This is a genomic window from Bombiscardovia coagulans (genome assembly GCF_002259585.1).
GTDB lineage: Bacteria > Actinomycetota > Actinomycetes > Actinomycetales > Bifidobacteriaceae > Bombiscardovia > Bombiscardovia coagulans.
The window spans coordinates 503,132-523,636 of sequence record NZ_MWWS01000004.1; the positions used below are offsets into that span (position 1 = coordinate 503,132).

The 20,505-nt window shown below is 48.8% G+C and carries 18 protein-coding genes and 1 tRNA gene; 7 read left to right on the plus strand and 12 right to left on the minus strand.

Features of this window, described 5'->3' with window-relative positions; genetic code table 11:
- Positions 1 to 6: 6 nt before the first annotated feature.
- Entirely contained in the window at positions 7 to 1,647 is a 1,641-nt protein-coding gene (locus BOCO_RS03885; protein WP_094722755.1) for an alpha/beta hydrolase family protein, read from the plus strand.
- 2 nt (positions 1,648 to 1,649) lie between these two features.
- On the opposite strand, the gene BOCO_RS03890 is transcribed toward BOCO_RS03885, so the two are convergent.
- Both BOCO_RS03890 and BOCO_RS03895 read right to left on the minus strand, forming a co-directional pair.
- The gene (locus BOCO_RS03890) at positions 1,650 to 2,153 is read right to left on the minus strand and encodes a hypothetical protein (RefSeq protein WP_148140053.1); all 504 of its coding nucleotides are present in this window, start codon (positions 2,151 to 2,153) and stop codon (positions 1,650 to 1,652) included.
- On the minus strand, positions 2,146 to 4,098 hold the full coding sequence (locus tag BOCO_RS03895) for a PspC domain-containing protein (protein ID WP_158520408.1): 1,953 nt from the start codon (positions 4,096 to 4,098) through the stop codon (positions 2,146 to 2,148). The genes BOCO_RS03890 and BOCO_RS03895 overlap by 8 nt, the downstream gene beginning before the upstream one ends.
- Before the next feature lie 299 nt (positions 4,099 to 4,397).
- Here BOCO_RS03895 and BOCO_RS03900 point away from each other — a divergent pair, with 299 nt between their 5' ends.
- On the plus strand, positions 4,398 to 5,684 hold the full coding sequence (locus BOCO_RS03900; protein ID WP_094722957.1) for a PspC domain-containing protein: 1,287 nt from the start codon (positions 4,398 to 4,400) through the stop codon (positions 5,682 to 5,684).
- 12 nt (positions 5,685 to 5,696) lie between these two features.
- Complete coding sequence (locus BOCO_RS03905; RefSeq protein WP_094722758.1) at positions 5,697 to 6,431, plus strand: LuxR C-terminal-related transcriptional regulator; 735 nt, start codon at positions 5,697 to 5,699, stop codon at positions 6,429 to 6,431.
- Between the two features lie 22 nt (positions 6,432 to 6,453).
- Here the strand turns inward: BOCO_RS03905 and BOCO_RS03910 are convergent, their stop codons facing one another.
- On the minus strand, positions 6,454 to 7,086 hold the full coding sequence (locus BOCO_RS03910; protein WP_094722759.1) for an HAD family hydrolase: 633 nt from the start codon (positions 7,084 to 7,086) through the stop codon (positions 6,454 to 6,456).
- Positions 7,087 to 7,639: 553 nt separating this feature from the next.
- Here BOCO_RS03910 and BOCO_RS03915 point away from each other — a divergent pair.
- Positions 7,640 to 8,725 (plus strand): glycerol dehydrogenase, encoded by a 1,086-nt coding sequence (locus tag BOCO_RS03915; protein ID WP_094722760.1) that lies wholly within the window; start codon positions 7,640 to 7,642, stop codon positions 8,723 to 8,725.
- 99 nt (positions 8,726 to 8,824) lie between these two features.
- Here the strand turns inward: BOCO_RS03915 and BOCO_RS03920 are convergent, their stop codons facing one another.
- The 9 genes from BOCO_RS03920 to BOCO_RS03960 all read right to left on the minus strand — a co-directional run bounded on the left by BOCO_RS03920 (position 8,825) and on the right by BOCO_RS03960 (position 16,245).
- Positions 8,825 to 9,307 (minus strand): Fic family protein, encoded by a 483-nt coding sequence (locus tag BOCO_RS03920; RefSeq protein WP_094722761.1) that lies wholly within the window; start codon positions 9,305 to 9,307, stop codon positions 8,825 to 8,827.
- Positions 9,300 to 9,815: a Panacea domain-containing protein gene (locus BOCO_RS03925; protein WP_158520409.1), complete on the minus strand. Its 516-nt coding sequence runs from the start codon at positions 9,813 to 9,815 to the stop codon at positions 9,300 to 9,302. The genes BOCO_RS03920 and BOCO_RS03925 overlap by 8 nt, the downstream gene beginning before the upstream one ends.
- A 267-nt stretch (positions 9,816 to 10,082) precedes the next feature.
- Positions 10,083 to 10,167: transfer RNA gene (locus tag BOCO_RS03930), tRNA-Ser, on the minus strand.
- Between the two features lie 59 nt (positions 10,168 to 10,226).
- Positions 10,227 to 11,735 carry an ABC transporter ATP-binding protein gene (locus BOCO_RS03935; protein WP_094722763.1) on the minus strand — a complete coding sequence of 503 codons (1,509 nt, stop codon included), beginning with the start codon at positions 11,733 to 11,735 and terminating at the stop codon, positions 10,227 to 10,229.
- The gene (locus tag BOCO_RS03940) at positions 11,728 to 12,411 is read right to left on the minus strand and encodes an energy-coupling factor transporter transmembrane component T family protein (protein ID WP_094722764.1); all 684 of its coding nucleotides are present in this window, start codon (positions 12,409 to 12,411) and stop codon (positions 11,728 to 11,730) included. The genes BOCO_RS03935 and BOCO_RS03940 overlap by 8 nt, the downstream gene beginning before the upstream one ends.
- The gene (locus tag BOCO_RS03945) at positions 12,408 to 13,031 is read right to left on the minus strand and encodes an MptD family putative ECF transporter S component (RefSeq protein WP_094722765.1); all 624 of its coding nucleotides are present in this window, start codon (positions 13,029 to 13,031) and stop codon (positions 12,408 to 12,410) included. Before BOCO_RS03945 ends, BOCO_RS03940 begins: the two co-directional genes overlap by 4 nt.
- Positions 13,032 to 13,227: 196 nt before the next feature.
- Positions 13,228 to 14,514 (minus strand): serine--tRNA ligase, encoded by a 1,287-nt coding sequence (gene serS, locus BOCO_RS03950; protein WP_094722766.1) that lies wholly within the window; start codon positions 14,512 to 14,514, stop codon positions 13,228 to 13,230.
- 85 nt (positions 14,515 to 14,599) lie between these two features.
- Positions 14,600 to 15,475, minus strand: a complete 876-nt coding sequence (sdaAA, locus tag BOCO_RS03955) for an L-serine ammonia-lyase, iron-sulfur-dependent, subunit alpha (RefSeq protein WP_094722767.1) — start codon at positions 15,473 to 15,475, stop codon at positions 14,600 to 14,602.
- A gap of 29 nt (positions 15,476 to 15,504) precedes the next feature.
- Positions 15,505 to 16,245: a serine dehydratase beta chain gene (locus tag BOCO_RS03960; RefSeq protein ID WP_211278678.1), complete on the minus strand. Its 741-nt coding sequence runs from the start codon at positions 16,243 to 16,245 to the stop codon at positions 15,505 to 15,507.
- A gap of 182 nt (positions 16,246 to 16,427) precedes the next feature.
- On the opposite strand from BOCO_RS03960, the gene BOCO_RS03965 reads away from it, so the two are divergent.
- From BOCO_RS03965 to BOCO_RS03975, 3 genes are all read left to right on the plus strand, one after another.
- Positions 16,428 to 17,531 carry a diacylglycerol/lipid kinase family protein gene (locus tag BOCO_RS03965; protein WP_094722958.1) on the plus strand — a complete coding sequence of 368 codons (1,104 nt, stop codon included), beginning with the start codon at positions 16,428 to 16,430 and terminating at the stop codon, positions 17,529 to 17,531.
- Between the two features lie 86 nt (positions 17,532 to 17,617).
- Entirely contained in the window at positions 17,618 to 19,294 is a 1,677-nt protein-coding gene (gene pgm / locus BOCO_RS03970; protein WP_094722769.1) for a phosphoglucomutase (alpha-D-glucose-1,6-bisphosphate-dependent), read from the plus strand.
- 93 nt (positions 19,295 to 19,387) lie between these two features.
- A complete protein-coding gene (locus BOCO_RS03975; RefSeq protein WP_094722770.1) occupies positions 19,388 to 20,476 on the plus strand; it encodes a ribonuclease H family protein in 1,089 nt (362 codons plus the stop codon).
- Positions 20,477 to 20,505: the final 29 nt, after the last annotated feature.

Genomic DNA, 20,505 nt, shown 5'->3' on the forward strand with positions numbered 1-20,505 from the left:
TAATTTGTGCACAAAGTAAAGCGTCTAGCTATATTTCTACTAACGTTCACGGTTCTTTTGGCCATTGTTGCTGGTTTGGGTTCAGCAACTACCCCCTCTTGGGAGGTGTCCAAAAATACCGACCATGTCAAGGTTGCAACTGCTGATACCACCATTGCATCACAACTTGGCAGCACCAGTTTAGAAGGCAGCTACCGCACCAAAGAAACCAAAACTACCGTCCGCCTAGCTCCTCATGTTTCTGTTAACGCCATTATTCGCGAACCAGTCAATGCACCTGCCAATCATCCAGCTTGTCTTTTCATACATGGGGCAGGTACAGGTTTATCATCACAAGTATATGGCGACCTGGCTTCTGCCTTAGCTTCAGCAGGAATTACCACATTAGTTCCGGATAAGCGTATGGATACTTATACTACCTTGCACCGCGATTACCAAGGTATGGCTGAAGATTATACGAAGTCGTTAGCTATACTTCGTACATGGCCTGGTGTAGATCCCAGCAAAACCGGTTTGTATGCTGAGTCCGAAGGCACATGGGTTTCTTCTGTCATGACAGCACAAGATCCCAGCATCGCTTTCTCAATTCTGACCTCAGCCCCAATATACCCAGGCCGCAGGCAAATGCCTATGGCCATAACTTCGTACTTAAATCAGATTCACGCTCCTCAGGGTGTACAAGCCATCATTCCAAAATTGCTAGGCATGAATTTTAGTCCCTTGGGACTGGAATACGCTGATTTTAATGCCTTACCGTATTGGAATCAGCTCAAAGTTCCAGCCCTTCTCAACTACGGAACCGAAGATACTTCTATGCCTATTGAGCAAGGGACACTAGAGCTTTTAAAGCGTGCTCGTTCATCGAATAACACTAATGTGACAGTACGGTACTATAACACTAACCATCAGATGCGAGTTGGCAGTCAGCTCCCCCAAGCCAACCTTCCCTTAGACGACCACTACACACATAATTTAGAGGCTTGGATTGGTGCTGTCTGCCAGGGAACGAAGACTTCGGATTGGGCAACTCCACTCATTGCCGGCACCCAGCCCCAGCAGCATTTTAGTGTACCTGCACACCCGCAACCTGGCCTCTTCAAATCTCTAGGAACATTGATCGCTTTGCTGGCTGCCAGCCTCATCTTCAACCTGTTAGCTGTCATCGGTGCTGTGATGATAGCTCTTTGCCGATTATTCAACCGTTCTCAGTCATCCATGAAACGTTATCGTTTTGGTACACATCTTCCACTCCTACTGGCATCACAGGGGTTGGCAAGTTTCCTTATGCTGGTGGCCTGCTCAGCTTACATTGCCCTAGTCATGGTACATGCGTTGACGCTCTCACCATTAAGCGACAACCAGGTTCAACTGTGGGTAATAGTGAAAGCGCTGAGCCTACTTCCCCTTGTCCTTCTTGCAGCACTCATCGAGCATGTACTCAATGCGGCTGTCATGCAAAGAGCTGGTCGCGCGCACCTTGAGGGCAAACATGCGTCAGCAACTTCCGGCATGGGCAACTATGGATTCACTAGCCAAACACCCATCATAGCTAGAGGTTGGGGGCATTGGATCGTCTTTGCTCTTGCAATAGGCGGCAGTCTGGCCTGCCTGTGCTGCTTGTCCTTTTGGGGAATGTATAGCTTTTAGTCCTATTGACGATTTCTACGAGACCTTAACCAGTTGGACAGTCCCCATATCAAGGAGATGAGTAGTAGGAAGACGCCAATAGAGCCACTAGCGAGAGCCACTAAGAATCCTAGATTGACGGCAGAGCCAAGATGTTCAATCCATGGCAACCCAATACCTAATAGCAAGCAGCCTAAACCTACCACAGCTACCGTTATACCCCATATAATAGTTGCTGGACTTGGTCCGAGAGATGGTACTGCTAATACTTGATTACCCGAAGACACTTGATCAGCATATGCAGCTGACGCTACATCGTTTAGTGGTAGCTGAGCATGGTTCTGGCTCGTAGGAATGTCGTGTGAGTTGAGTTGCTGGGTTGTACTGGTATCTTCGGCACTTACATGAGGTGCGGTTTCAGATTGCTGTATTTCTTCCGTTTCAGGAGCAATCAGGTCCTGCGCATCTGTTGCCTTGTTTGTACTACCCTGTCCTATCAGTTGTGTTGGTTCTTCTTGCTCACTCATCATCATCCTGATCCTCGTTTGGTTTTGACCGATAGTCGTCGGAGGTCTTGTCCTTTGAACTGTCAGCGCTCTGGGGCAACGTAGCTTGCCCTTCGTGGACGACCTTACAATCGCTCTGCTGATTTGCTACCAGATATACTTGTAATTCAGGCCAAGCAACATATGACTCGTCACTTTCATCGTCATAGCTCGACCTATTCCAGTCAACAAAGGGCACACCCGAGCGGCTTACACCAAATCTCAGTCCCTCCCCAGGCCAGTACTGCACGCTGTGGGAGTTATACAAATCACGCATAGTTAACGGTGAACCATCCCGCAACCCTAAGGTCCGCGATGAATGTAGTAAGCCATATGAACATCCCCGAGGCAACTTGAGCTCTACTACTACATTTCGGGTAGCTAAGTTCACATCTCCGGTAGGACAGCCAGACCTAGAGTGAGTGCCATCTTCCATTTCAACCCTATGAGAGCCATTGTCATCTTCATACTTACTTAAATCGAGCGTTACATGTGCTGGAGAACCTGGCGAGCCTTCCAGCAGCATACCATCGCGGTATCGCTGCATCTGAGCCGGATCTGAGCCGAAAGTCGTTACCTGACCAGGGGACAGATGGTATGTTTGGTAACCTTCGAGACGTGTACGAATCTCATGAGTTCCAGCAATGTAGCTGAGAGAAGCACCCATCAAACCAACCACCACTACCATGCCGATAATGGCTATTGGAGTGAGACCACCAGAACGACGACCTGCCAATCCCATACCAACGATAAGTAGACCTAAGAGGAGGCATAGCCCTCCACCGACAATCAAGGCTAGCTGCACGTTGGCATCTACTCTGGCATCAGGATGTAAAGCAATCAGGCAAAACACCATAATACTCACGAAGAGAATACCCAAAACAGCTAACACAACAGCAGGCCCTGCACCTTTTCGGCGATGAACTGGCTTTGGCTGGTGACTAGCAACTACTGGACGATAGGTTGGTACATATTGAGCACTGGAAGCAAAATTTGTCTGCTGCCAACCGGAAGCAGTTTGTTCGTTCTCATACTGGCTAGGCTGCGCTACCGGCGATTGCTGGCCTTGGGTGTTGTTTCGGCTCGCCTGATACGGGTACTGCTTGCGCTGAGTTGCTTGCGCAAACGCATCAGCCCCTGCATCAGAGCCGAAAGTAGGATCAAAAGGGCGCGGTTCCTCCTCCCTACTAGTCGGCCCATAACCCCATCCATATCGGCGAGCTTGACTGTGTGACCATGCTAAGAAGCCATAGAGAATAAGGGCAGCCACAATTGGCGAGACAAACCAACTAGAGCACACTGCTGCAATCCAGCAAATAATAATGCCCACCATTGAACCTCGCCACTGACCTGCAAAAAGATCTTCGGCAATAATAGTATTGCGTCTATCTGGAAGGATAAACCAAGCGAAGCCATAGAAGGCTGCGCCAGCACCGAAAAAGAGAACACAAATAAACATAATGGCTCGAACCAAAGCCGTTGACCAGCCTAAGCGTTCGGCCAAACCACCGCAAACACCGCCAATCCAACAATTATCAGAACGGCGCAAGTAGGAACCTCTCACCCAGTTAAAGAAACGAGAAGCAGTCTGCGAACCAACTGGCGGGTATCCCCTCATAGGCCCTTGGCCATGAGGATCACTGTATGGCCCCGATCCCGTAGGACCATATCCCGACTGAGGACCCGCATAATAGCGATCTTCATAAGGACCACCCTGCCAACCAGAGTTCTGCTGCCACTGAGGTGAACCCTGTTCACCAGACGGAGGCTGTGGACCGGGAGCGTATTGTTGCGAGCCAGAATGGAACTGTGGAGAGCCCTGACCTTCTTGTTCTGGCTGCCCAGATGCCTGACCAGCAAAGGTACCAGGCGTTTGCTCAGCACGTGGTCCTTGGGATGGGTCTTGAAAACTATTGAAATTACTCATACCACTATTACAGCAGGATTTCGGTGCACGTGTTATCCGGTGATACCCTGATTCAACCCTGATTTTTGTATAACACACTGGCTCAGGGGAGAAAAACAGGCAATAATAGCGGTATGTCCTATCCATCCTCACACCAGCCATCCAAAGCTAACCCGAACACCCCTCCGGTACAAGCAAGGTACTCAGAGCACACGGCTTACCAGGGATTCACTGGATATGAACCACCGGTGTACCCTGCAAATCCTGGTGCTCAACCAGCTGCTGCACCTCCACCACTCTTCCCAGCCCGACTGCCCCTCATGCGCCCTAAGCATGGTCGGGTTTTTTGTGGAGTATGCCAAGGAATCAGCCTTCACCTAGGTGTGAATGTTCTTTGGATTCGACTGATAATGATTGGACTCACCCCAGCTTGGGGAATTGGTCTCGTAGCCTATATTTTTTTGTGGATTTGCATTCCCTCAGGAGACCCGGTTGCTGCTGCGCAAACAGTGAATCATAACCCCGCATTTGCACCTTTGTCCCGAGGAAATACACCATTTGTCAATGCTGCAATTGAACAAACCCAAGATAATGCCAGCAAAAACAGCGACCAAGATACAGGGCTGACTGAACTGTTTCACAGCGCTTCCAAACCAGCACTCTTAGCCGGCATAGGTACACTACTGCTTACCCTAGCTTTCTTCATACAATTTAATAGTCACTCCGATCGATTACTCCTTCCTGCAATATTTCTCGGAGCTGGCATTGTCTCTGCTTGGCTACGTTTTGGTGGAAACAATCATCACTGGTGGACACTGCCCCTATCTGCCAGTCTCATTCTGGCAGCTTTAGCAGCATATGTTTTCCCATCCTTTCCTTGGACTGAAGCATGGCAAATGATGGCTCTAGCACTGGCAGTATTGGCCGCAGTAGCAGTTATCCTGACCCCTTGGGCTGGGACCTTGCTACAGCGACTCAGCTCAGAAAGAGCAGAGAAAGAGCGTGAAGAGGAACGGGCAGATATAGCCGCCCACCTTCATGATGGTGTCTTGCAGACACTAGCTCTTATTCAGCTTCACGCATCGGAGCCACAAACCGTATTCACCCTAGCCCGAGGACAAGAACGAGACCTACGAGAGTGGCTCTATCAAGAACGTACCCCCTCTGAACGCTCAGTGAGCTCAGGACTCAAACTGATTGCCGCAGATATAGAAGACACATATAGCAAGCCTATAGATATTGTGACCGTGGGTGATGCGCTACCTTCTGCACAGACCGACGCTCTTTTGGACGCTACCCAGCAGGCTCTCATCAATGCAGTCACCCACGGCAGTGAGCCAATCTCCGCATACTGTGAAGCCAGCACCGATAAAGTAGAAATTTTTGTCCGCGATCATGGAGAAGGCTTTGAACTAGAAGACGTTCCGCTAGACCGTTTAGGTATCCGACAGTCCATTATTGGGCGCATTGAACGCAGGGGCGGTACAGTAGAAATAGTTTCTAAGCCTCATTGGGGTACGGAAGTTCGCATGCACATGCCAATATCTGCCTCCTACACTGGGAGTGGGAGCTCTACCAATATATCCCAGCCACAAGGTCAGCACTGAGAGCGAGTACGTATGGGACAGGCACAAAGTGATAGCACAGCACATATCAGGCAGCAAGAGGAAAGCAGGTCTGGTTTAGAAGCTAGTTCCACCTCCATCCGCGTAGGCATTGTTGATGATCACGAGATGTTTCGGGCTGGAGTCATTGCTACCCTCCAACCATTTTTCGACATCATTGGACAGGCAGCCGACGTAGATGCATCAATAGAAATGATCCGCCTAGCTCAACCAGATGTGGTGCTGTTAGATGTTCATGTTCCTGGTGGACAGGGCGGAGGTGGCACTGAAATCCTCACCAGAAGTCAACCGCTCGCTCCCAACACTTCATTTTTAGCCCTTTCCGTCTCGGATTCCCCGCAAGATGTAGGCTCTGTGATACGGGCCGGAGCTCGAGGATATGTAACAAAAACTATTTCGGCAGACGACTTGATTTCCTCTATACACCAAGTCTATGAAGGCTACGCTGTTTTCTCACCTAAACTAGCTGGTTTTGTGTTGTCAGCCTTCCAAGCAAATGGACCTACTGGTTCTGCTCCCATTCACGATGATGAGCTGAACCGGCTCTCTGGCCGCGAACAAGAAGTGATGCGACTCATTGCTCGTGGGTACACATATCGAGAAGTAGCTGCCGAACTCTTCATTTCTATCAAAACCGTGGAAACTCATGTCTCATCCGTGTTACGCAAGCTTCAGCTATCCAACCGTTCAGAGTTAACCCGCTGGGCAGCAGACCGTCGTATCGTCTAGTACAGAAGAGAGCCCAAATCTTCTATATACCAAGTTCATGCAATTGCGTACGGAAGGTCCGTGAATCTCGAAAGACAAAGCTTCGAATTCCTAATTGCTGAGCCGCATTCACGTTTTCTGGACAGTCATCGACAAACACAGTCCGCTCGGGTTCAATCTGAAAACGACGCAACATCACCTGGTACACAAGTTCATCGGGCTTGCGCAGTCCTTCTTGACTAGAAATAACGGTACCTTCTAACAGGCGCATAGGCGCAAACATCTCAAACATGGCATCCACATACTGCTTGGTGGAATTGGTAAGACCCCACAGATGAATACCATTGGACTGTAACTCTTCCAGCAACTCCCCCATACCAGGCATCATGCGTTTGAGTGCCTTGCGATAACCTTCAAAGTATGTGCGGAATACCCAAGCCACAGCTGGACCGTGAGTAGACTCATAATCATCGAGAATCTTGCTTTCACCCCACCCGACATGTGACAGTTCGTTATAACGCCAGAAACCCCATTCATCAGTAGGATCTAAAAACATATCAATGACTCCGTCAGGGTAAGAGCCTTGTAGTGGAAGATGTGGATCCCAGTCAACTAGCACTCCGCCAAAATCAAATACAACGTTCTCAATACTGCAGTTCTTAACTAGTTCATTCATACTGCAAGTTTAAGCCTCTTCAAGAACACCAGTTATAATCGCACCCTCATCACTGTTCACTAGCATGTATTCAAACAAATACACAGAACGATCGGTGTATTTGACTATCGAACCATAGGTGCGTATTGATGGGCCTCGAAGTCGAATGAAACGCGAGCCCCACGTAGACATCCTTTCGTCCACTGGCATAACAGCATTGGAACATCCTGCTGGGGAAACCAATGCAATGCAACCTCCGTTCCAGACCTCACCCCAGCGACCTAAGAGCTCTCAATCACAGCAGAGGCTGGTATACATTCCTTGCAAGAGAGCAGGTTAGAAGAATTATCTGCATCGACAACAACCCTCGATATAGTCTTCCAGCGGACAGGAACACATCAACCTGAGTGTTGAGTATTTTTGCAATTACCCACCCGCATACAGTTTGTTTTTTGTATACGACATACTTTTATTACATACACCTTTGAGTTTCGGCTATGCTTATCAGTAGGCCATGAGAAGGCCAACTGTATGGTCGCCCAATGAAGCGACGACCGTAATGAAAGGAAACTCCATGCGTAAGGTTTTATGCTCTCCAGGTAGTTACATTCAGCAAGAAGGCGCCATAGGGCAACTAGCCCAAGAATATAGCGCAATTGGTTCCAAGGGAGCTCACTTAATCGTTGATCCCACCATCAACAAACTCTATCATGATGCCATTGTGTCTTCTTTTGACAAGGACAATGTTCCTTATGAGTTGATGGAGTTCGGTGGTGAATGCTCTATGGAGGAAATTGACCATCATCGCCAACAACTCGGCTCTGCCGATGTAGTAATAGGAATTGGCGGCGGAAAGACACTGGACACTACGAAAGCAGTAGGGTTCTTTGCACATCTTCCAGTCATCATAGTACCCACCGCTGCATCTTCAGATGCTCCCTGTTCTCGACTCTCGGTGCTGTACACTCCTGATGGCGTTTTTGATAAGTATCTAACACTGCCGTCAAATCCGAATGTCGTCATTATGGATACTGACATCATCGCCAAAGCTCCGGCACGCTTCCTTGTCGCAGGTTTAGGCGACGCTTTTGCCACATATTATGAAGCTGCAGCCTGCGTACAATCCAATGCTATGACAATGACAGGAGGCCATGCTACTAATGCAGCTTTCGCTCTAGCTAAACTCTGCCATGACAACCTCCTGGCAGACGGGGTCAAAGCTGTGGCTGCCGTTAAAGCTGGGGTACGCACTGCTGCCCTAGAGAACATCGTAGAAACGAACACTCTGCTGAGCGGCATCGGCTTTGAATCCTCCGGACTTGCAGCTGCACACGCTATTCACGATGGCATGACAGCCCTAGAAGGCACCCATAAGATGCTCCACGGAGAAAAGGTTGCATACGGCACTCTAGCGCAACTTGTCTTGGAAGACCGCCCCTTAGAGGAAGTCAAGGAAGTATATTCCTTCTTCCGCGAGGTTGGTCTACCAACTTCCCTCAAAGAAATTGGTATTGAAAATGCAAGTGACGCAGACTTACTGAAAGTGGGAGAGCATGCTTGCGGCCCAGATGAAACCATGAGCAATATGCCTTTTGAAGTCACCCCAGTAGAAGTAGCCTCTGCCCTACGCGCTGCTGACGAAATCAACAAGACCTTGTAAACCATAGTTTACGAATGCTAATGCCTGGTTCTATCTTACTGGTAGAACCAGGTTTTTGCTGTTAGAAAGCACCATGAGAGAACTGAGTACCACACCAGATCACAGATGTGCTCGTTCACGCAAATGTGCAGCTAGTCCTTCTTGAGTAAGAGAACCTGCAACCAATGATTCAATCCATCGATAGAGCTCATTTTGCCAGGGATTTGGAGAGTCCCCAATCTCGAGCGTCACATTCCGTAGAGCGATCATTGCCAGAGCTATACGGATAGCAGTGCGCTTATTACCATCTCCAAATGGATGGTCGCGCACGAGATAATATGCGAAAGAAGCTGCCTGGTCGAAGATATCCGAATACCTGTCAGCTGGACTGAGCCCAAAGCTCGTCAGAAACGTTGCAGCTACAACAGATTGAACCCTCGCCTCTTCATCTCCTTTCTCAATAGAGTATCCACCCGAACCAGTCACTTCAGCCATGTGTGCGTCGAGAACTGTTTGCACAAAAGCTAGAAAGTCTGGTTCATTATCCAGTTCTAGAGGTGGAGCCTGCTTCTTCCAACTGCGATCCGCATAGTTATCAAGCATTTTTTAAGATCCTAAACGTGTTTGGCCAAGTTCTATTAACCTGCTCAATGGCTGCGGCCAGAGATCCCTGGCTTTTTGGTTGAACTACGCCATCTGTAGAAGCTAGGATGAGATCTTCCGTAATCTGACTCTCTGCACCCTGCTGGTAGGCCAACTGCCATGCGGAGCCAGGTCGTTGCGTAAAACAGACAAGATCATAAGTAGTCAAAAAACCGTACTTGTCCATGACATCAGCAACCAAGCTAAGTGATAGTTGATCGGAAGCGATCTCACCTCGAGGCAAAACCAAACGTCGCTTGCCGTAACCCTTAAACGCTTGGAATACCTCCAATGCAACAGGACCCATCAGCCAAGCCTCTACATGGTCAGTAAAAACTGGCTTCTGCCAAATTCGGAAAGACTCAACCTGAGCCCAGTACACCAGTGTATTTAATCGAACATTGTTGAGAATGAGATCGTAACCATGAGCCTTGATAAAGAGATTAGCTAATTCCAACGCAGTTGTCACGCTTCCTCCAATCTCGTATGACTTCCAGCACGCTCAATCTGCCCTCCCTGTTCATCCCACTGCAAGCAAGCAGCCGTACGATATGCAGCTAGATGCAGCAGAACAAACATACCCATACTGTTCACTACGAAACTCTCAGCCTCACCAAGCCCCTAATCCCATCCCGCTCAAAGCCAAATAATCTGCTCTTTCGCGCTGTTGAGGCAACCTGGTAAGCAGTAACAGAAAACCCAGAATCACTGGTGTAAGTGATTCTGGGTATATGCGCGGACAGGGCGGGATTCGAACCCGCGGTGACTTGCGCCACAACGGTTTTCAAGACCGTCTCTTTCGACCGCTCAGACACCTGTCCCTAGCACTTTCTCAAGCGCACCTCATATAGTTTAGCGGGAGTACCCTACATCGTAAAACTCAATCTAGCGTTGGCTTGTCGCGCACCACACGCCCCTGATTAAAGGTCACATACCTAGAGCAGGTTTTCAAAAGAAACTCACGATCATGGGAAATAACAAGAACAATCTTTCCTAACCTGTGCAGGTATTCAATAGCTTGGGTCACCTGCTGCATGTGCATCAAATCAAGCCCACTCGTCGGCTCATCCATAATGACTATCCGTTTGCCTGAAAGCACAGCACAACCCACTGCCACCCGCTGTTTTTGACCTCCTGATAAGGTGTTCGGATTGCAATTCAGTAATTCAGTTAAGCCCAAGTGATGAGCCACCTCATCCAGCTGATCTTTGGCCTGTTCTGGTGCCCCCAGCAGGAGTTCTTTACCTACACTCTCAGAAAAAAGCTGATAATTAACATCCTGAAAAACTAAGAACGACTCTCTGGTTACATCATGATCACTCATGGTTTGCTCATTCAGTTGGAAGACCGCCCCAGCCTTGGCCTTCAACAGTCCTGTAAGCACCCTAGCAAAGGTTGATTTTCCAGCACCGTTGCAGCCGACGATTCCAACCACCTCACGATTACTCAGCTCTAAATGTTCCACAGTGAGCGCTGGAGTATGCCCACCCTTGTAGGTGTAGGTGAGATGAGATAGTTGAAGTTTCATTTCAGGAATGGTTGCACTACCACCTATATTGTGCTCTGCTTGCTGATGCGGTCTAGTTGTAGGATGTTCCCCTTCCGACACCACGGAAGAGCTAGGCTTATGCAGCTCTTCCCCCTCTTGGCCGAAAGACAAGGCCCGCAACCCCAACTGCTGTCTTGTGTCCTGACTTAAACTTGCCATCTGTTCAGAACTAAATTCTTGTATAGCTTTGCCCTTGTCCATTACCAAAAAACGGTCAGCCAGGTCACGCAAGTAGTAGAGCCGATGTTCAATAACAACCATAGCTAAGCCCATTACTTTAAGCTTGCCTAGAACTCCAGCCAAAGTCTCAACAGCCTGCGCATCTAAATTAGAAGATGGTTCGTCCAACAACAATAGAGCCGGATTGAGCATATAAGAAGAAGCAATCGCAACCATCTGTTTCTCCCCTCCAGAAAGGGCGAACATGCTCCGATCCAGCAAGTGCGAAATATCAAAAAGCTCCGCCACCTCGGCAATTCTGGAACGGATGCGTTCTCGGTCCACCCCGAGATTTTCTAGAGGGAAAGCAAGCTCACTAGTTACATCCGTGGTAAAGAACTGTGTCTTGGGATTTTGAAAAACAGACCCTACACGTTGTGAAAGTTGATACATAGGCAAAGAAGCAATCTCAGTACCCTCCAGCTGGCAGTTTCCTTCTTTCTGCCCCTCATACAGTTCCGGAATCAGACCATTGATGAACCGGGAGACTGTCGTCTTCCCACAACCAGACTTCCCAGTCAAACACAGTACTTCGCCGGAAGCTAGTTGAAATGAAAGATCAGTCAGGGTTGGCTGGATGTGATCTTCGTACGTAAAGGAAATTCCATTAACCTCAAGCATAAACCAAGCACCCCAGTAACCCTAGCCCGACTACCACCATACCTATATCCACAACTCCAATGGAAACCTCAGTCAACGATGACTTTGTACCTGGGTCAGAAATGCCTCGCGTCAAAGCTGCAGCAGTAAGATCAGCGGCTACATTAGAAGCATTATTGAGCAGCGGAACGTAAATAAGTTCCATACTTCTGAACGGATGCAACAACATACTGGCTCCACTGACAGCTAGCCCTCTGAACTTCATTGCCTCACGTATCTGCCGGTAGTCATATCGAATAGTCGGAAAGAAACGAAACAGCACACTTAAGGGGATAATGATCCATTGGGGAACATGAAGACAACGCAAACCGTACACCAGCTCGGACACACGCGTGGTTGAAAATACTACAACTGCCACAATAACCACTGGCAGAAGCTTGCCAAAGCCTGAGAACAGAAACAGAAGGTAGTGCCCCCAGAAATTATCTGGATACAGTAAAACACAGGCATTACCTACCACAAATATGGCACTTATCAACAGCCATTTCAGTCCCTTTTTGTACTTACGGGTTAGAAATAAGGGTGCACACAAGAAACAGCACAATGCTGCCTGTAACCAGACAGGCATACTAAAAAAGAGCGAAACGTTAGCTAAAATAATGAGGAAAAATGTGGTAAAGATCGAGGCTTGCTTCATCCCCGGCCTGCCCCCGAAGTGAAGTGTTTAGAGACCAGTTTGTCCCCAAAATATGCGCCAACAAGAGCACCTACAAGGGTAACCAGAATGCAGGCAATAAAAGTGGGGAGGGTGATATGTGAAAATAGAACATTGATGTAGTCCTGACTTTTACCCCGCTTAACGAGACTTGCAACGTAAGCGTTTTTCATAAACCACAACGGCAGCACAGGACCTAATGAACCAAAAGTAAAGACAAGGTAACTGCCAATACGCAAACCCTTTTTCTGGGGGTCACCTTGTCCCACTACAGTTTGGATAACATCAGCCAGGAATCCACACACGGCATAGGGAATGAATGCGAACGCAAAGTGCCCAGAAATAAGGAAGAAAAGCCCCATGAGCACCCCCATTATGGTTATCGCCCCAAAACGGGGAACCTTTTGACATAACAGCATGTACACCGGTCCAGCAAGTAATCCCACCATGGCAGGCACAAAAATCGATGTAAAACCAGGAAAGAGCAGGCCTGTTATCAGTGTCGTTAAACCCTCAGCGATACCCATGCAGATAAAATACAAGGCACTGTAAATACCTACATTTATTAAGTCTTTTGTTCTCAGTCCCGTAAATTTGCGCATCATTTTCCCATCATTGAACTCTACTTGGCCACAGGTAATCACCACAACAGCCGGTACATACCTACCAGACTAAAAGACAAAAGACGTCCTGACAAGAGTTAATTTCCACTACAACTCGAGATATACTTCGCCCCACAGGCAGACCTCTAGGCGATAAAGCGCTGAGAGGAGCCTGTGGGGGGCAGAAATACAGAACTTACGCTTCCCACTTTGTAGGTTCGATAACTTCCTTGCCACCCATATATGGTTGCATAGCTTTGGGTACCGTAATTGATCCATCGGCGTTTTGGTGATTTTCCAAGATCGCGACCAACCAGCGGGTAGTTGCTAACGTACCGTTCAAGGTTGCAACCGATCTTGTGCCACCATCACTAGTGCGCTCACGAATATTCAATCGGCGTGCTTGATACTGAGTGCAGTTAGAGGTAGAAGTCAACTCGCGATAACGCTCCTGGGTAGGAACCCAGGCTTCACAATCGAACTTGCGGGCCGCTGAGGAGCCCAAGTCACCAGCAGCGGTGTCAATAATCCGGTAAGGCACATCAACTTTACCCAGCATTTCCTGCTCCATACCGAGAAGCTGCTGATGCTGCGCTTGAGCATCTTCCTGTTTGCAGTACACAAACATCTCCACCTTGTCAAACTGGTGGACACGGATAATGCCCATGGTATCCTTGCCGGCTGCTCCAGCTTCACGGCGGTAACAAGAAGACCATCCACAATAACGCAAGGGACCAGTTTCTAGGTCTAAAATTTCACCCTCATGCATTCCTGCCAAGGCTACCTCAGAAGTACCAACGAGATACTGGTCATCTGGCTCACGCAGACGGTAAATCTCATCGGAATGAGAGTTCAAAAATCCAGTGCCAGCCATCACTTCAGGCCGTACCAGCGTCGGAGTAATTGTAGGAATAAAACCATGGGACATGGCCTGATCTACTGCCATGGTCAGCATAGCTATCTCCATGCGGGCGATGTCTCCGCGCAAGAAGTAAAAACGAGATCCCGAGACCTTAACACCTCGGCGCATGTCGATTCCAGCTACACCTTCACCGAGTTCCAAATGATTTTTGGGTTCAAATCCTTCAGCATGGAAATCTCGAGGTGTACCCACCTTGGTAACGACAACATAATCATCCTCGCCACCTTCAGGTGCCTCTGGTTCAACCACGTTGCTGAACTGCCACATCAACTCAGTATATGCGTCATTTGCCTTGTCTGCTGCTTCTTTACACGACCCCACCTGATCCGAAAGTTCCTTGGTACGGGCCAGCAGTTGCGCTTTCTGATCTCCCTGAGCTTGAGCAATTTGTTTACCTAAACTTTTTTGCTCAGCTCTCGTTGACTCATATGACTGTAAGGCCTGGCGACGTTCAGAATCAGCCTGTAGAACCTGATCCACCAGCTCTACAGACTCGCCGCGCTTACGCTGAGACTCTTTGACAATGTCCGCATGCTCGCGGATGAACTGAATATCTAACATGGCTTTATCGTACTTCCAAAAGAAGACACCTCACCGGCAAGAGCCACCTCGCTTTTGGTAGTGTACAGAAGGCATTGCCGCTCACTCACTGCCCAAAGATTGTCTTACGAAAACCCTGCCCTGTCTTAGTCCCAGCAAGACCTCCGATCCCAGTTTCCCTCAAGGAAGATGGAAGAGCCATTCCGACCTCATGCATGGCTTCAATGACCTCATCGGCAGGAATCTTGTTGCTCCCACCAGCCAAGGCTATATCGGCAGCTATGAGAGCATTTGCAGCACCAATCGCGTTACGCTTGACACACGGTAACTCCACTAAACCTGCCACAGGATCGCACACGAGCCCCAACAGATTACTCATCGCTATAGCGAAAGCTTCAGCACAGGTCGGAGGGTCTCCCCCAGCAGCTTCAACAGCAGCAGCAGCACCCATAGCCGAGGCCGAACCCACCTCAGCCTGACAGCCTCCTGTAGCACCTGCAATCATGGCGTTGTTCGCAGTTACCAACCCGAATGCTCCAGCTGTAAAAAGAAAGCGAATTTGCCCGTCACGATCTAGGTCAATCCTCTTTTTCAGCGCTGCCAGAACACCAGGAAGGGTACCAGAAGAACCCGCTGTAGGGGTGGCACAAATAACACCCATCGAAGCATTGACCTCATTGGTAGCCATCGCTGCTTGGACCGCTGCCAGCATCGTGTCACCAGAAAGACTGACGTGCCTACTCCTGTAATCACGTATGAGAGCGGCTTCTCCACCCGTCAGTCCCGTAGATGAAAAAACTCCTTTACCAGTGGAGCCTTTAAGAACCGCTTTGTCCATAGCATCGAGATTCTGACTCATACGGTGCCAAACTTGCTTGCGGCTTTCGTTGTACCGCTCCATCTCCTGCCTAATCATGATTTCACTGATAGGAAGGTCTTGTTCTTGAGCAATAGACACCAGTTCTTGAATTGAGGCAAACATTCGTAATTTTCTCTTTTCGACCCTCTTAGCTAGTTGATATAAATCATATTGGGAGCATACCGACTAATTTGCTGAAGGAGCTCAGGAAGGAGCGGTTTGTCTAAATCATAGACATGAATACTGCTATTACCATCACCACTTCGATAGGTATTACTTTGTCTGAGAGCACCAGCTGCTCGAATACTGTCAGCAATTCGATCTCCCTTATCTTGCCCATCGTTCGACAAAGACTGATCCATCTCCTCAACCAAGAGCAGGGGCAGCATTCCTTCAGTCTGCAAATCGTAACCCGCCATCTGAATACGACGTATTTCTACAATTCCGCCTCCGATAGAGCACCCGTAAATTGTCATTTTTCGTTGCTGACGCTGCATATGCAAAACGGCAGTATTGGGATGTCCAATTGGACTAGGTCCTTCTTTTTCACAAAATTCAATGTGTACACCCTGATCTCTTGCAATACTAACTGCTTGAGGCACACGGCCGTCGTCAGGAGCATAACCCAACAAGCCGGAAACGATTGCGTAGTCTGTACCATGTCCCAGATGCGTTTGAGCGAACGACTCATAGTAGTCGATGCGTACACTCTGTGGCAGACCTCCAATAAGATGCCTAGCTGCCCGCCCGATGGCCACTGCACCTGCCGTATGAGAACTTGAAGGACCGACCATAACTGGGCCGATAATGTCAAAAACACTCTTGTACTCTCCTGGCACCTTCGACCTCCCCAATCCCCAACTCAACGACAAGGCATCCTTGATAATCCACATAAACCATACAGCAGAAGCAACAAAGAACTATTACGAAAGTGTTTCTTCGCAACCGTATAGATAACCTGTATTGTAACGGAGCAGGTAGGTTTGCTAAACGTCAACCGCTGGAACGTGCAGGATTGGTCAACATATGAGTAAATTTCACCCTTTGGAGCTAGATGACGACACACAATAGGGTCATGCCCTTATCTGCTGTCATTGTCCTCGTTGCGGTAGTATGTGTCATCATCGTGCTGGCCTGTGTAACCCTGTGGGTGCGGGTACGTTCCCGACATGAATTGGAGGAACACCTGAATGCCAGACACGACGATCAGGTTTCCTATGCCTTCATTATCAACCCATCCAAACCGCAGGCTGAACAAATTCGTGAGCGCATCTCGATCTTTTGTCGTAACAAGGGACTTGAAGACGTTCATTTTTACGAGACTCAGCTCAACAAAGATGGCAAGGCCTGCGCACAAGAAGCTTTGAAGCAAGGAGCAGGCATCGTGGTAGCTGTGGGCGGTGACGGCACTGTTCGTACCGTGGCGAGCGCTGTGGCGGGCACAGGTCACACCCTTGGCATTATCCCCATTGGAACTGGCAACCTCTTCGCCCGAAACATGGGTATTCCAGTAGGAGACCCTGAGGCGGCACTCGCTGTGGCCACCTCTCATGGCTCACGGCAAGTAGATGTCGGACGGATGCGAATTCTCGACGGCTCCGACAACCAGACACGACATGCATTTCTCATCATCGCTGGTATCGGTTTTGATGCCCTCATGATTGATGATACAGACCCAAACCTTAAAAAGACGCTCTCCTGGTTAGCTTATTTCATATCCGGAGCCAAACACCTCTTCGCTGATAAATATCAAGGAGACATCACTATCCGCCAGCGCAACGGCAAGACTCATACCAACACCAATGTCGAATTCCGTACATTTATGGCTGGAAATTGTGGGGAAATTCCCGGCTTTTCTCTCATGCCGAATGCCTCATTTGACGACGGCCTGTTGGACTTTGAACTCATTGATACCTCGGGTGGTCTGATTGGTTGGGCCAATCTTTTTGGCGATGTTATGCACCAGACCATTACAGGCAAGGCATCCCAAAGTCCTCTCTCAACTAACTCTTCAATTGTGCAAGTACAAGGAGCCAGCGCTGAAATTACGCTCAAAAAACCTGCTTTAGCCCAGGTTGATGGGGATATTTTAGGGCAAACTCAGCACATAGAACTTACTATTGACCACCAGTCACTAAATGTACGAGTGCCAGTAGATGATTCTCCCTCTGCGAAGTAAACAACAACTGTCAGATGTGAAATATCGTCATTTTACGTTACATTTTACACACATTTCTGTCAGGTCTTTATGCCACTATAAAAGCTATGATTGCACAGAACGCAGGCAAACAAGCTACACCACAAGATCTCATCAACGTTGACGAGGTTTTGAGCAAGTACTACGATATCGCACCGGATCCAAGCCAGCCAAGTCAGCGTGTCTCTTTCGGCACTTCCGGACACAGAGGATCATCGCTCACCATATCCTTCAACGAAGCCCATATCGTAGCCATTACTCAGGCTATAGCGGAGCAACGTATCAAGGAAGGCGTAACAGGTCCCCTCTACCTGGGACGGGACACACATGCGCTTTCGCTACCAGCCTGGAAGACAGCTATTGAAGTACTGGTTGCCAATGGGGTACGCGTACGCATAGATTCCCGTAACGATTACACCCCAACTCCCACTATCTCCCAAGCGATTTTGACGCATAACCGGGCCAGTGATGGTTCACAACGCTTCTCTGGCAACGACATCGCTGACGGTATCGTAGTTACCCCCTCTCACAATCCTCCCACTGACGGAGGATTTAAATACGATCCACCCACAGGAGGCCCTGCCTCTCAGTCAACTACACAGGCCATAGCCGACCGGGCCAATGAACTGCTAGGAGCCTACAAGCATATTAAACGTGTTCCATTCGAGCAGGCCTTAAAGTCTGACCTTATAGAGCACTTTGATTATAGGCAGCATTATGTTGAAGATCTCAGCTCAGTCATTGATTTTGACCTTATCCGTTCTTCTGGTGTCCGCCTTGGCATCGACCCATTAGGAGGGGCTTCTGTCAACTACTGGCCCCTGATCAACGAACAATACGGTCTCGAGATTGGTGTCATCAATCCAGAAGTAGATCCCACCTGGCAGTTTATGACCATAGACCACGATGGCAAAATCCGCATGGATCCTTCCTCACCATATGCGATGAAGGGTTTGGTAGACCGCCTTAATGCAGGCGCATGGGACTCTTTTGACCTGGTCGGAGGCACTGACCCAGATGCAGACCGCCACGGTATTGTGTGCCCTGGCTCTGGAGTTATGGATCCCAACCACTATATAGCAGTATGCGTAGAGTATCTTTTCTCCGGCCATCGTCCAGGCTGGCCCTCCAGTGCAGGAGTCGGTAAAACTCTGGTCTCATCCTCACTCATCGATCGGATAGCAGCTGCTATTGGAGCCAAACTCATCGAAGTACCAGTAGGATTTAAGTGGTTTGTCGATCCCCTGTTCAAGAGACAAGTTGCTTTTGGCGGCGAAGAATCCTCTGGCATGAGCTTCCTGCGCAAGGATGGACATGTATGGACTACCGACAAAGACGGTCTGATACCAGACCTGCTAGCAGCAGAGATTACTGCCAAAATGGGCAAAAACCCAGCTGAACTTCATGCCGACCAGGTAGCCCGCTTCGGCGAAAGCTGGTACCAGCGGGTTGATACCCCTGCCAGCATGGAGGAAAAAGCTCAATTTGCCTCACTGAATCCGCAAGACGTGGAGGCAAGCCAACTCGCTGGTGAAACAATTACCGCTACATTAACGAAAGCTCCCGGTAATGATGCAGCAATCGGAGGCGTCAAGGTAGTGACCCAGAATAACTGGTTCGCAGCCCGTCCTTCCGGGACTGAAAATATATACAAGGTATATGCCGAATCATTCATCTCACCGGAGGCGCTGAAGCAGGTCTTGTCTGACGCTCAGCAAGTAGTTTCCAAAGCCCTCAACAAGTAGGCAATAAGGACCTATAACAGAAACGGTGATTCACTATCCTGGTACGTGCAGTCCTGAGTCTCTTTTTCGATAGAGTCGTTTAGGGTTGTAAATATGAATCAAAGTCAGATCGTAGTTTCTACAGATGGCAGTGCACTAGGCAACCCCAATGGGCCTATGGGCTGGGCATGGGCTGACCACCAAAATGGGAAGTCCGACGCTGGAGGAGCCACCAATGGCACTAATCAGATTGGTGAACTATGCGCAGTTTTGCAGGCACTACGCACTCATCCTGGGGCAGCACCTCTCACCATACAAACTGACTCCCAGTATGCCATCAACTGCTCCACAAAATGGGTCCAGGGCTGGAAGAAAAAAGGCTGGAAAAACGCTGCCGGCAAGCCGGTAAAAAATAGAGAGCTCATTGAGGCTATCGATCATGAAATCCAGCAACGAGAAGGCAAAGTCACATTTTTCTGGGTTAAAGGGCATGCAGGTGATGAGTTTAATGAGAAGGTTGACGACTTGGCTCGTAGCTACGCTGAACATGTACGCTCTGGAAGCAAACGTTCATACCTGCCGTTAGAAGGCTGGCGTTCTTTACTAGCATCTCCTTATACCAAAGGCCTCAAAATCTCTGAGGAAGTACGCTTACAACTCCACGGGCAGGCACCTATCAACGAAGCAGCAAACCAGACACAAATTATTCCACCTGTCGTCTCCGATATACCTGATGAGACTCAAGTGTTGGAACCTATCGATGAAGAATCACCGAACGAAATACTGCCTATAGAAGAAACTCAAGTATTACCAACAACCACGGAACTTCCAACGAAGCAGCCAGCTCCTAGTGATCAAGGAGAAGCTTCTAGCACTGACAAGGAAGAGACAGCGATTACAGACGGTCACAGTGACACTGGTAGTAATCGCTCCGATATGAACCAAACTGATACCGCCAACCAGCAAGATCCCCAGGACCAAGTAACTCGAGGATTGCAGGCAAGCGGCGACGTAGTTATTACCCCTCCCCCTTCGAGAAGCCCCTACTTTGCAGGCAAAGAGCTCCATATAAGCGGTTCGATTTCTTTCGAAGCTGACATCGACCAAGAGGGGCGGGTACATATCAGTTCGGCCCCCTTCCGCTTACATGCAGTCAATGTTCGACAGGATGATAAGCCAACAACAGATGCTTCTGAAAGCTGAAAAGAATCGCATATATACCTAGGGCATAC

Bases quoted from the DNA above. Each gene is read 5' to 3' on its own strand.
- BOCO_RS03890 (WP_148140053.1), bottom strand. From the start codon at position 2,153: ATGAGTGAGCAAGAAGAACCAACACAACTGATAGGACAGGGTAGTACA.
- BOCO_RS03895 (WP_158520408.1), bottom strand. From the start codon at position 4,098: ATGAGTAATTTCAATAGTTTTCAAGACCCATCCCAAGGACCACGTGCT.
- BOCO_RS03900 (WP_094722957.1), top strand. From the start codon at position 4,398: ATGCGCCCTAAGCATGGTCGGGTTTTTTGTGGAGTATGCCAAGGAATC.
- BOCO_RS03905 (WP_094722758.1), top strand. From the start codon at position 5,697: ATGGGACAGGCACAAAGTGATAGCACAGCACATATCAGGCAGCAAGAG.
- BOCO_RS03910 (WP_094722759.1), bottom strand. From the start codon at position 7,086: ATGAATGAACTAGTTAAGAACTGCAGTATTGAGAACGTTGTATTTGAT.
- BOCO_RS03915 (WP_094722760.1), top strand. From the start codon at position 7,640: ATGCGTAAGGTTTTATGCTCTCCAGGTAGTTACATTCAGCAAGAAGGC.
- BOCO_RS03920 (WP_094722761.1), bottom strand. From the start codon at position 9,307: ATGCTTGATAACTATGCGGATCGCAGTTGGAAGAAGCAGGCTCCACCT.
- BOCO_RS03935 (WP_094722763.1), bottom strand. From the start codon at position 11,735: ATGCTTGAGGTTAATGGAATTTCCTTTACGTACGAAGATCACATCCAG.
- BOCO_RS03940 (WP_094722764.1), bottom strand. From the start codon at position 12,411: ATGAAGCAAGCCTCGATCTTTACCACATTTTTCCTCATTATTTTAGCT.
- BOCO_RS03945 (WP_094722765.1), bottom strand. From the start codon at position 13,031: ATGCGCAAATTTACGGGACTGAGAACAAAAGACTTAATAAATGTAGGT.
- serS (WP_094722766.1), bottom strand. From the start codon at position 14,514: ATGTTAGATATTCAGTTCATCCGCGAGCATGCGGACATTGTCAAAGAG.
- sdaAA (WP_094722767.1), bottom strand. From the start codon at position 15,475: ATGTTTGCCTCAATTCAAGAACTGGTGTCTATTGCTCAAGAACAAGAC.
- BOCO_RS03960 (WP_211278678.1), bottom strand. From the start codon at position 16,245: ATGTGGATTATCAAGGATGCCTTGTCGTTGAGTTGGGGATTGGGGAGG.
- BOCO_RS03965 (WP_094722958.1), top strand. From the start codon at position 16,428: ATGCCCTTATCTGCTGTCATTGTCCTCGTTGCGGTAGTATGTGTCATC.
- pgm (WP_094722769.1), top strand. From the start codon at position 17,618: ATGATTGCACAGAACGCAGGCAAACAAGCTACACCACAAGATCTCATC.
- BOCO_RS03975 (WP_094722770.1), top strand. From the start codon at position 19,388: ATGAATCAAAGTCAGATCGTAGTTTCTACAGATGGCAGTGCACTAGGC.